Raw genomic sequence first — 12235 nt, 5'->3', positions numbered from 1 at the left:
GGGGCATGCCCCTTGTTATCAATTCCTTAATTCCAGTTTCATTTTACAATACAGGGAATAAAAAATATTCGATTTTGTCGCATTATTTTGTTGACATTGATATTGTGATTTCATATAATTAAAAAGGTTTCATAGGCAAAAACCTTTTAAAGTCCCCGGTAAGGATAAACAAAGGAGAAAAGAAAAAGATGAGACAAACAACAATGGCAAATGCTGCCACAATCGAAAGAAAATGGTATGTAGTTGACGCAGCTGGACAAACATTAGGTCGTTTAGCTTCAGAAGTTGCTACAGTGTTAAGAGGGAAAAATAAACCTACTTACACACCACATGTTGATACTGGTGATTATGTAATCATTATCAATGCTGACAAAGTAGTTATGACAGGTAAAAAATTAGAAAACACTAAATATTACCGTCACTCAGGATGGTTAGGTGGTCTTAAAGTTAAGACAGCTAAACAATTCTTAGAACAAAATCCAACAGGATTTGTTGAAGCAGCAGTTAAAGGTATGTTACCACATAACACTTTAGGTAGAAAACAAGGAATGAAATTATTTGTTTATGCTGGTGATAAACATCCTCATGCAGCACAAAATCCAGTAGAAATGAAAGTGAAAGGGTAAGGTGAAAGATAATGGCAAACGTACAATATAGAGGAACAGGTAGAAGAAAATCTTCTGTAGCACGTGTTATCTTAACACCAGGTACAGGAAACTTCGTTATTAATGGAAAAGAAGCTAGAGAATATTTAGCATCAGACGTATTAAACATGATCGTTAATCAACCATTAGAATTAACAAACACTAAAGACAAATTTGATGTAACTGTTAATGTTTATGGTGGAGGGTACTCAGGACAAGCTGGTGCAATCCGTCATGGTGTTGCTAGAGCTTTATTACAAGCTGGTGACGATTACAGACCAACATTAAAAGCTGCAGGATTCTTAACTCGTGATTCACGTGTTAAAGAACGTAAAAAATATGGTCTTAAAAAAGCACGTCGTGCTCCACAATTCTCAAAACGTTAATTTATACGTTTATTCAGAGAAATTCAAAAAACTCAAATCGATATTTCGATTTGGGTTTTTTTGTAAAATGAAAATGAGTACAATGTTTACTATGCTTTGAAATGAACTTGCATATTAAAATATGTAATGCTCTAATTTGATCGCAAATTAGAGAACAATTGCATCAAAACGAAAAGGTAAGGATGAGAGAGATCCTTACCTTTTCTAACTTTTAGAGTTAGTTGTTTTGAAAAACAAAGCATTTATGAATATAATATAATTCAATACCTTTGTGCGAATTTAGTTTTATTATTTTCCAGCTACGCAACCACTATCAACAGGAAGTACAACACCGTTTATAAAAGATGATGCATCTTCACATAAGAATACTGCAGCATTAGCAATATCTTCTGGCTTTCCTAAATGACCACTTGGATTTGATTCTTCTGCTTGTTTATAAGCATCGGGAGCGATTTCTTTGAGTGAATTTACTAATTCAGTTTCGATAGTTCCTGGTGCGATAGCATTAATAGTAATATTAGATGTTGCGTAATCAAGAGCAGCTGCTTTTGTAACACCCACAACACCATGCTTAGCTGCACAATAAACTGAGTTTCCTTTGATTCCTAATAATCCAGCACCAGATGTCGTATTGACAATACGCCCAAAACCATTTTCTTTCATTATTTTTATTTCTTCAATCATACAATTTGTAACAGCAATTAAACAAATTCCAATTACTTTATTAACTTCTTCACTGGTACATTCATCAAGTGGCTTTGCTGGAATACCAAATCCTGCATTATTCATAGCATAATCTAATTTTCCAAATTGTTCTTTTATCCATACATAGGCATTTTTGATTTCATCAATATCAAATAAATTTACATGTTTATAAACAACCTTTTTTCCTTGATCACATAATTCTTTTGCTAAAGTTTCTCCTTTGTCATCCTGAACATCAAAAATAATAACTTGGCAACCTCTATCAGCAAACATACGAACCATACCTTTTCCAATTCCACTTGCTCCACCAGTAACTAATACAACACGATTTTCCATTTTTCTACCTCCAAATATTTGATTATATATAAATTATAATTTATGGAGTAACTCTATAGTCAAGGATGGCTTATTTATCTAATTTAGGTACATTATCTTCTAAAAATACACAAAATTGAAGAAATAAATCTTGTATGATATAATTTTATATCAATAAAACATTGGACTAACTTTAATGTTAAGGAGATCATATTATGAAAATTAGTGAAGCTGCTAAATTGTTAGGCATATCTACAGATACAATACGTTATTATGAAAAAGAAGGAGTGATTTATCCAAAAAGAATAAGTCAAAACAACTATCGTGATTTAGATAATAAAGATGTTATTTCATTATTAGCATGTTTATATAATCGAAAGATAGGGTATTCTATGAAAGAATCAGTAGAGTATGTTGAAGGTATACCTGTTTCTAAAGTAACGGATATTTTAAATAATAAAATTTGTGAATTAGAATCAGAAGTAAAGGAAACTAAAAATCTTATAGATTATTTAACAACTTTAAAGGTTGAGTCAGAAACAGATTTTTATAATATTGGGAACTATTGGATCACTGTTGAACCTAAATGTTATTTATTACCTTATGCGAAAATTTCTCAATCAGAATTTTGTTTTACTAAAGATGATCCAAGATATTATGCAAAATTATTTGAATATCTCCCATTCATTAGTCAAGCACAAGTAACAGATGTAAAACAATATGATTCTTCACAAAGTGTAACAGAGTGGTTTTTTGTGATACCCGAAATTATTTATAATCAACTTCCTCAAGAATTTTTAAAAGATGCAAGAGTTATGCCAAGACAACATTGTTTAAATACAGTTGTTATTAATGAGAACTGGGAATATCCAAATACTGAAATTTTTAAAGATATATCTATTTATTTGAAAAAACGTAATATTAAATCTTGTGGAATTGCGACAGCAACTTATCCAAATTACTATTTTCAAGAGAACGGTAAAAAAGTACGTTATGCAAAAGTTAAAGTACCTATAGAATTGAAATAAATAGTTGAATAGAGAATATGAAAAATATGTAGACTTTATAAAAGTGTGCATATTTCTTTTTTTGTTTTATAATATGAATATATTTAGAAAAGGAGAAATTTTATGAAAAAGAAATATGAGGTTCTTTTTTATATTGATAAATTATCTACAAAAAAAGATCAAAACGATCCCTCTAAAATGGTGTTTTCAACAAAAGAATTAGCAAGTCATTTAAATATTCAACGTTCTAATTTATCAGCTATTTTGAATGAATTAGTTAGAGAAAATAAATTAGAAAAAATAGCTGGGAGACCGGTACTTTATAAAATACATAATAAATTAGATGAAGACGATTCTATATTTAATCAACTAATAGGATTTAATGGAAGCCTTGCTAAGTCTATTCAAGATATTAAATCAACACTTTTATATCCTGGTAAAAAACCGGTTATTTTATTGTCAGGGGAAAGTGGTACAGGTAAAAGTTTACTTGCTAAAAAAATATATGAATTTTCTAAAGATAAATATAATGAAAATGGTCAATTAGTGAAACTAAATTGTAAATACTTTATGAATGATGAAACTATGATTAAGAATTTATTTATTGATTATGGAAAAGCTGCTTTAGAAAAGGCGAAAAACGGAATGGTTTATTTTGATAATGTTCATTTAATACCAGAAAAATATAAATCAATTATATATGATTTAATTGAAATGAGTTCACTAAAAGAAAATAACTTTATGGTTGTTTTGTCATCGGATTGCTTTAATGAAAATGATTTAAAAAGTAATGCTCTCGATAATATATCAATAAAAATTGATTTGCCTTCTTTAGATAAAAGAGGATTGGTTGAAAGGATGGAATTAGTTCAGGGATGTTTTAAAAAAGAAGCAAGAAAAATAGATAAGTCGATTGTTATAGAACCTGAAACATTAGAATGCTTATTACTTTATCATTGTAAAAATAATATAAAACAACTTGTAAACGATATTTCTAGTGCATGTTCACATGCTTTTTTGAAAAATTTAGATAATAATTCAAATGTCTATGTCTATCTTGATGATTTTCCAATCTATGTAAAAAAAGGCTTTATTTTTTATAAAGAAAAATCGACAGAGATAAATAGACTTATTTCACATGATTTTTTATATTATTATTCAAAAGATTCTATTGAAAAAATAAAAATAAAGGAAAGTACTTCTGCTGTTTATGAACATCTTGAAAAACAAGATACATCATTAGTTGATAAATCCCTTTTGTTAAAAAATAAATACAATCAATTAATATCAAGTTATAGACAATACATTGATAAAGAGAAAATAAATGAATTGAATATTAGTAAATATATTCCACAAGAAATTATAAATATTGTAAAAGAATTCTTAGATAGTTCATCACAAAAATTAAAACGAGTTTTCCCGCAAGAAGTCTTTATTGTTTTATCTCTTCATTTAACAAAAATAATAAATAATAAGCAAAATGAACAAATTAATTTTGATTTAAATCAAATAGTAAATAAATATCAAGAAGAATATATACTAAGTTTAAAATTAATAGAACATTTAGAAAAGAAATATAAAATAGATATACCGTTAGATGAAGCAATAACTATTGTTTTGATTTTACTTTTGAATCAATTAAAAGAAAGCGAAAATAAACCTGTATTGTTAATTGCTATGCATGGAAAAAATGTAGCAAGTTCCCTTACTAATGTTGTTAAACAAATGTCAAATAGTAATAGTGTTTATTCATACGATCTTTTATTAGAAAAGAAAATGCAAATGGCTTATGAAGAAATGAAATCATTGATTGAAAAAATTAATAGAGGTAAAGGTGTATTACTTATCTATGACATGGGTTCTGTAAAAATTATGGGTAAATTGATTTCTAAAGAAACAGGTATAGATATCCGCTTTATTGCTGCACCTTCCACAATGATTGCTTTAGAAACCGTAAAAAAGATGAGCAGCAATGATGATTTAGATGATATTATGTCTGAATTAGAACAAAGTTATCAACATTATTTTCCATCAATTGTTGAAAACTATCATCGACAAAAAAAGAAAAATGTTATTATCACTTTATGTATGAATGGCGAAGGTGGTGCTATACAAATAAAAAAATACCTAGAAGATTCATTAGAATTACAAGATATTGATATTGTTCCATTATCAATGAATAATCATAAAGAATTATTGTTTAAAATTAATGAATTGAGAAAATCGTATAATATTTTATGTACAATGGGATCATTTGATCCTCAATTATATGGCATTAAATTTATATCTGTAACTCAATTATTTAATACACCATTAGATAAATTATCACTATTAATTTCAAGTTCTAATCAAGACATTGTCATTAAAAAGAAAATAAAATATTCATTAATATTTAAAAATATTGAAAAACAAGCACCGAATATTGATATTGATATTTTGAAAAAAGTATTACCAGAATTTATTCAAGAATTAGATTGTCAATATCAATTATCCTATGATAAAAAGATAGGTCTTATTATGCATCTTAGTGGTGTTATCTGTAGCTTGGTTGATAATGCACCGATTCCTAAAAAATATAATTATAAAAATATAATTTCAACACATAAAAAAACATACGAATATTTATATGATTTAGTAGAAATGATAGAAGAACCTTTTCATATTCAATTTTCTGATTCTGATATTGCAAGTTTAATTACGATTATTAAAGAAATTTAATACTTATTTTAATAGCTTATTGTAAAGTAAGCTATTTTTTATTTATTAGTGTATAAAGTGTATAAAAAATATTTAAGAGTAATAAAAAGATAAATAATTTTATTGCTTGTAAATAAACAGTTTAACGAAGAAAATAAATGATAAAGAAGAAAAAGTGTATAAATTAAAAAAATAGTGTATAAATGAAAGGAAAAGAGATAAAATATGCTATTTGAATAAAAAGCGGTTACATTTTATACTACAGTTGCTAAGTAAAAAGGAACAAATGATCGATCAAATATTCAATTTACTTGATATTAGCAAATTTAAAGAGAGGGAAGATTTATGAAAATATTATTAATGTGTGCTAATGGTTTATCAACTGGTATTTTAATGAATAAGATGAATCAATGGGCAGAACAAAATAACGAAGATTTAGAAGTTAAAGCAATTCCAATTGATGATTATTTAAGTGTTTATAAAGATTATGATGTCTTATTAGTGGGACCACAAATGAGATATAAAATTAAAGATGTTCAAAAAGCAGTAACTGATCGACCTTCAGCTGTTATTAATCCTTCAGATTATGCTTTAGGGAATGTTGAAAATATTATAAAAGAAGTAAAAAGAATGATAAAGGAGGGAAAGTAAATGGATAAGTTTATGCACTTTGTTGAAGATAAAATGTCTCCAATCGCTGATAAGTTAGGTGAACAAAGACATTTATCTGCAATGCAAAAAGGTTTTATGACAGTATTACCATTAATCTTTGTTGGGGCAGTATTTATGGTTATTGCTAATCCACCAGTAACTGCAGACATGGTTAAATCTGGTGGTGTTTGGTCAATTTTTTCTGGATGGTTTAATTTTGCTACTAAGTATAAAATGGCTATTTTAGTTCCATACAATATGTCAATGGGATTATTAGCATTAGCAGTTACCTTTGTTATTGCTGATAATTTAGCAACTTCATATTCAATGAAAGGTATTACTAATGGTTTAACTGCACTTGTTGTTTTTCTATTAGTTGCAGCACCAGCAAATTATTTAGCTTTAGCGGATGGAACAACTCCATTATTAATGAATTGTACATATTTAGGTGCACAAGGATTATTTACTGCTATTATTGTTGCTTTATTAACAGTAGAAATCACAAGATTTTGTGAAGTACACAATATTACAATTCGTTTGCCAGAAATTTGTCCTCCAGCATTAACAAATTCGTTTAGAACAATTGTACCTATGGTTATCAATGTTTCTATATTCTATATTTTAAGTTTATTAAGTAGTAATTATTTAGGAATGTCAATTCCAGCGCTTATTGAAAAAGTTTTAGCAACACCAGTTGCAGCAGTTAACTCTGTTCCTGGTTCAATATTCTTATGTGCATTTATGTTGTTATTATGGTGTTGTGGAGTGCATGGACAAATGGTTACTATGGCACTTACTGCTCCAATTACAACAGCAGCTTTTACAGCAAATGCAGCATTAGTTGCAAAAGGACAAGCACCAATTTTTCATCCTATCTTTATGACATTAGGTATTGGTTTTTTAGGAGGAACAGGAAATACTCTTGGACTATGTATTTTATCTTGTTGGAAAGCAAAATCACAACAATTAAAAGCTTTTGGGAAAGCAACAATTGTGCCTAGTATTTTTAGAATTTCAGAACCAGCATTATTTGGAGCACCAATTATGTTTAATCCTGTATTAATGCTTCCTTTCATCGCTAATGGATTAATCGTAGCCATTCTTTACTGGTTAGCATGTTCATTTGGTTTATTGACAGCACCTTATTTATTAATTAGTGGGACTTATCCTGTTTTCCTAAGTCTATTTGTTTATTGTTTAGATTGGAGAGTATTCATTTTTATTGCTCTAATGATTCCATTAACATTAGCTATTTGGTATCCATTCTTTGTAGCTTATGATCATTCTTTATGCAAGAAAGAAGAAGCTGCAAAATTAGCTGAGGAGGAAGCATAAAGTGAGAACCTTACCAAAAGATTTCTTATGGGGTGGAGCAATAGCTGCTAATCAAGTAGAAGGTGGCTATAATGAAGATGGTAGAGGTCTTGCTAACATGGATGTAGTTCCAAATGGAAAAAATCGTTTTCAATATATGTTTGGAAATGTACAAGATTTATCTTTTAAAGAAGATGAAAAATATCCGGTTTTAAATGGGATAGATTTCTATCATCGTTATAAAGAAGATATTGCATTATTTGCGGAAATGGGATTTAAGGTTTTAAGATTATCTATTTCATGGTCAAGAATATTTCCTCGAGGGGATGAAGAAAGACCGAATGAAAAAGGATTACAATTTTATGATGATGTTTTTAAAGAATTAAAAAAATATCACATTGAACCTTTAGTAACGATTTCTCATTACGATTTTCCACTTTATTTAGTAAAAGAATATGGTGGTTTTAAAAGTAGAAAAATGGTTGATTTCTATAAGAAATATGCAACAGTTTTATTTAAAAGATATAAAGGTATTGTACATTATTGGCTTACCTTTAATGAAATTAATGATACATTAATTTTGCCTTATTTATCAGCAGGTGTTGTTATTGAGCCAAATGAAGATAAAGAACAACAGTTATATAATGCAGCTCATCATATTTTATTAGCAAGTGCGTGGGCAGTAAAAATTGGTCATGAAATTGATCCAACAAATAAAATTGGGAATATGTTTGCAGGAGGTACATGGTATCCATATACATGTCATCCTCAAGATGTATTTGCAACAATTACAAAAAATAGAGATGCATTCTTTTTCTGTGATGTACAGGCGAGAGGGTACTATCCATCATATAAATTAAGAGAATTAGAAAGAAAAGGAATAACTATTCCATTTGAAGATGATGATAAAGAAATTCTTAAAAATAATACGATTGATTTTCTTTCATTTTCATATTATGCAACACATGTTGTTAGTGGTGACGAAAAACTCAATGAAGAGATTAAAAATAATCCCCTTGCTACTTTAAAAAATCCGTACTTAGGTGAAATTTTATATAAAAGACAAGATGATCCAATGGGTTTACGTAATACATTGAATATGTATTATGATCGTTATCAAAAACCATTATTTATTGTTGAAAATGGTACAGGAACAAATGAAGTATATGTCGAAGGTAAAGAAATCAATGATGAAAGACATATTGAGTATTATCGAGAACATATTAAAGCATTAAAGGATGCTGTTATTATAGATGGCGTTGATTTAATGGGATATACAACATGGGGATGCATTGATTTATTAAGTGCTTCATCTTGTCAAATGTCAAAAAGATATGGATTTATTTATGTAGATTTAGATGATGAAGGCCATGGAACGATGAATAGATATCGAAAAAAATCGTTTTATTGGTATAAAAAAGTCATTGAAACAAATGGCGAAGATCTAGATTAGTTTTATAATTTTTCTTCCTTAATAATATATAAAACTGAATAATAGAGGATATCATACGAATAAGTATGATATTTTCTTTATATAAAAGCATTTAATTTACAGGATAAGTTTTAAATAGTATATTTGAGTAGCTTTTGTAACGAAACTTGTATGCAACAAAATCATCTAAATACCCTCATTTTATAAGGAATTGGAGTTCTCAAAACGTTAGTAATAACTTTTATGAGATATCTAGAGAAGTATTTGAACTTTGTAAAAAGTTTGAATACTTCTTTTTCTTTTATAATGACGTTATAATATGATTGTATAAAAGAGGTGTATTTATAATGAAAATCAAACAACAAAAACAAGTAAAATCATATTTAATCGAAGAATTTGGTCCAAATAAAGGAAATGAAATATTTGATAAACAAGAAAAAGAACTTTATAAAATTATTAAAAAAACAAAAGATAAAACAGAAAATCAAATGAAAACACTTATTCAAACAATTCTACCACGAATTGCTTTATATAAAGTCTTATTGAACGAAGAATTTTCAAAAGAAGATGTCTATCAATATATGAGAAAATATATGATTGATAAAATTGCAGCCAAAAAACATGCATCTATAGCTAAAATGGAATTAGTGCCTGGGTTTTATAAAATTTATAGTTTTATTTTTTTAAAAATCATGCGTACAACAGATTTACAAGAAAACACTCAAAGCTATGGTAAAGATTATTATGATGTTACGATTACTAAATGTTTATGGCATACAGCATGCAAGGAAAATGGCTGTGAAGAGTTGTGTCATTTGTTTTGTGATGTGGATGATGTGACTTATGGTGGTTTAAAAAAGATTGGATTTACGCGTACAAAGACTTTAGGTTATGGTGGAGATTGTTGTAATTTTCATTTCTTTAAGAAATAGATGATGTGATTTTATGGATTTAAAAAATATTGAATTCATTGAAAAAAATAAACCAGCAATTGATGAAGATATTCATTTAGTAAATAATCAAATAAAGGGTATATTGCCAGATGTCTATAAAGAATTTTTAAAAATAACAAATGGTGCGGTATTAAATGGATATGTTTTTTATAGTACAAAAGAAATGATAGAAATGTACAAATGTCATGATTTTTCTAATAATATGCCAGAATATATAAGTATTGGTAATGATAATGGAGACTGGGAACTTGTTATAAAGGCAACAAAAGATGCTACATTGTGTGGCTTTTTAGATGCAGGATCAATTGGTATTTCTGATCCTGATGAATGGTTTGATTTTAGATTATGGATAAATGAGGGATGTAAGATGTTTGAAGAAGATGATAATAGTGATTTAGGGAAAGTATATATTATAAAATTACCAAAAGAAAAATTAAAATTTTTAGCTGAAACTAAAAGAATATTTTTTTTAAATATAAGTACAGGTCTTCTTTATAAAAAGGTCAATACTCTACCTTATGTAATAATGAAAGATATTTATATTTCAAAAGCGGATACATATATTGAACAAACATCTTTTCCAGAATGTTATGAATTTAGAAATGATTAAAAGAAGTATTTATATAAAAATCTAAATACTTCTTTTTCTTTTATAAAAAGAAGAGAATGTTTATAATATAAACAAAAATAAGAAGTTATGGAGGATTTATGAAAGTATTATGTTTTGGATCCGCTAATTTGGATCATGTATATAAAGTCAATCATTTTACAGTACCAGGAGAAACACAAGGATGTCTTGAATATACAGTTAAATGTGGTGGAAAAGGCGTTAATCAAGCAATTGCAATGTCTCTTGCAGGAAATGAAACGTATTTTGCAGGAATTATTGGAAATGATGGCACTCTATTAAAAGATGCGCTTGTAGGAAAGAATGTGAATATTGATTATTTAAAAATTTCAAATAAGCCAACAGGACATGCTATTATTGAAGTTGATCAAAGTGGTCAAAATCATATTCTTTTATATGGTGGAACAAATAAAGAGATTGATTTTGAATATATTGTTGAGGTTTTATCTCATTTTTCAACGGGTGATGTGGTTGTTTTACAAAATGAAATCAATAATGTACCTTATATTATTGATCGCTGTTATGAAAAAGAAATGAAGATTTTTTTCAATGCAGCTCCTTATGATGAATCAATTCAAAATTATCCAATTGAAAAAGTAACATGGCTTGTAGTCAATGAAACAGAAAGTGCTGCTTTAAGCGGTGAAGAAAATTATGAAAAGATGCTACAAGTGTTAAAACAAAAATATCCACATACAAATATTCTTTTTACAATGGGAAAAGACGGAAGCAGAGTTTTAACAAACAATGAAGATGTCAAAGTAGAAGCAATGAAAGTTAATGCAATAGATACAACAGGTGCAGGAGATACTTATATTGGTTATTTTGTAAAAGGAATTCTTGAAGGATTCTCTTTAGTTGAATCAGCAAACTTAGCAACAAAAGCAAGTGCAATTGCGGTGACAAGATTTGGTGCAGTTGACTCAATTCCAAGTTATGATGAAGTAAAATAAAGAATGTTAATATGTGTTGCTTGAAGCAACAACTACTTTTATATAAGATGTGTTTATCTTAATAAAGGAGGATAGAGGAATGTTTGCTGAAAACCTAAAGAAAATAAGAAAAGATAAAGGTTATACGCAAGAAATACTCGCTGAAAAATTGAATGTTGTTAGACAGACTGTTAGTAAATGGGAAAAGGGACTTTCATTGCCTGATGTAGATATGCTTTCTAAAATAGCAAACGTATTAGAAACAGATGTGAATATTCTTCTTGATGGTCAAATTACAACAACAGATCAAAGTGAGATTGTTAAACAATTAGCTAAAATAAATGAACAACTAACAATAAAAAATAGACGTTATAAAAAAATAATGAAGACAATAGCTATCATTTTATTGATAATCGTTATTTTTGGTATTTTATTAGTCATCCTAAATATAGGAACTTTTATAAGTATTTCTAATAGTGAAACGACAACAACTGTAGAAACAATGATTAAAGAAGACCGAATTGCAAGCAGAAACTGGAAATAAGAGAAAATAGGAACTAATTTTTATAGA

Annotated in this window: 12 protein-coding genes; 11 read left to right on the top strand and 1 reads right to left on the bottom strand. The window is 28.0% G+C overall.

What is annotated here, in order from left to right:
- The first annotated feature begins 188 nt into the window (after positions 1 to 188).
- Entirely contained in the window at positions 189 to 626 is a 438-nt protein-coding gene (rplM, locus tag LJD34_RS14390; protein WP_022002676.1) for a 50S ribosomal protein L13, read from the top strand.
- Between the two features lie 11 nt (positions 627 to 637).
- Positions 638 to 1030: a 30S ribosomal protein S9 gene (gene rpsI, locus LJD34_RS14385; protein WP_022002675.1), complete on the top strand. Its 393-nt coding sequence runs from the start codon at positions 638 to 640 to the stop codon at positions 1028 to 1030.
- Between the two features lie 288 nt (positions 1031 to 1318).
- On the opposite strand, the gene LJD34_RS14380 is transcribed toward rpsI, so the two are convergent.
- On the bottom strand, positions 1319 to 2071 hold the full coding sequence (locus LJD34_RS14380) for an SDR family NAD(P)-dependent oxidoreductase (RefSeq protein WP_117459894.1): 753 nt from the start codon (positions 2069 to 2071) through the stop codon (positions 1319 to 1321).
- Between the two features lie 194 nt (positions 2072 to 2265).
- Between LJD34_RS14380 and LJD34_RS14375 the strand changes: the two genes are divergently transcribed.
- The 9 genes from LJD34_RS14375 to LJD34_RS14335 all read left to right on the top strand — a co-directional run bounded on the left by LJD34_RS14375 (position 2266) and on the right by LJD34_RS14335 (position 12208).
- On the top strand, positions 2266 to 3078 hold the full coding sequence (locus LJD34_RS14375; RefSeq protein WP_117459891.1) for a MerR family transcriptional regulator: 813 nt from the start codon (positions 2266 to 2268) through the stop codon (positions 3076 to 3078).
- Between the two features lie 102 nt (positions 3079 to 3180).
- A complete protein-coding gene (locus tag LJD34_RS14370) occupies positions 3181 to 5775 on the top strand; it encodes a PRD domain-containing protein (RefSeq protein WP_227360228.1) in 2595 nt (864 codons plus the stop codon).
- A 324-nt stretch (positions 5776 to 6099) separates the two neighbouring features.
- Positions 6100 to 6405, top strand: a complete 306-nt coding sequence (locus tag LJD34_RS14365; protein WP_032090807.1) for a PTS sugar transporter subunit IIB — start codon at positions 6100 to 6102, stop codon at positions 6403 to 6405.
- Entirely contained in the window at positions 6406 to 7740 is a 1335-nt protein-coding gene (locus LJD34_RS14360; RefSeq protein WP_227360227.1) for a PTS sugar transporter subunit IIC, read from the top strand. It begins immediately after the preceding gene.
- Position 7741: 1 nt separating this feature from the next.
- Positions 7742 to 9172 carry a 6-phospho-beta-glucosidase gene (locus LJD34_RS14355; RefSeq protein ID WP_227360226.1) on the top strand — a complete coding sequence of 477 codons (1431 nt, stop codon included), beginning with the start codon at positions 7742 to 7744 and terminating at the stop codon, positions 9170 to 9172.
- 326 nt (positions 9173 to 9498) lie between these two features.
- Positions 9499 to 10083: an L-2-amino-thiazoline-4-carboxylic acid hydrolase gene (locus LJD34_RS14350; RefSeq protein ID WP_227360225.1), complete on the top strand. Its 585-nt coding sequence runs from the start codon at positions 9499 to 9501 to the stop codon at positions 10081 to 10083.
- Between the two features lie 13 nt (positions 10084 to 10096).
- The gene (locus LJD34_RS14345) at positions 10097 to 10714 is read left to right on the top strand and encodes an SMI1/KNR4 family protein (protein ID WP_227360224.1); all 618 of its coding nucleotides are present in this window, start codon (positions 10097 to 10099) and stop codon (positions 10712 to 10714) included.
- Positions 10715 to 10812: 98 nt separating this feature from the next.
- The gene (locus LJD34_RS14340) at positions 10813 to 11685 is read left to right on the top strand and encodes a ribokinase (protein ID WP_227360223.1); all 873 of its coding nucleotides are present in this window, start codon (positions 10813 to 10815) and stop codon (positions 11683 to 11685) included.
- A 79-nt stretch (positions 11686 to 11764) separates the two neighbouring features.
- Entirely contained in the window at positions 11765 to 12208 is a 444-nt protein-coding gene (locus LJD34_RS14335; protein WP_227360222.1) for a helix-turn-helix domain-containing protein, read from the top strand.
- Positions 12209 to 12235 lie beyond the last annotated feature (27 nt).

Origin of the sequence: Faecalibacillus sp. MSK20_93, assembly GCF_020589945.1 — a bacterium.
Taxonomy (GTDB): domain Bacteria; phylum Bacillota_I; class Bacilli_A; order Erysipelotrichales; family Coprobacillaceae; genus Faecalibacillus; species Faecalibacillus intestinalis.
This window is presented reverse-complemented; position numbering and strand designations above follow the sequence as displayed.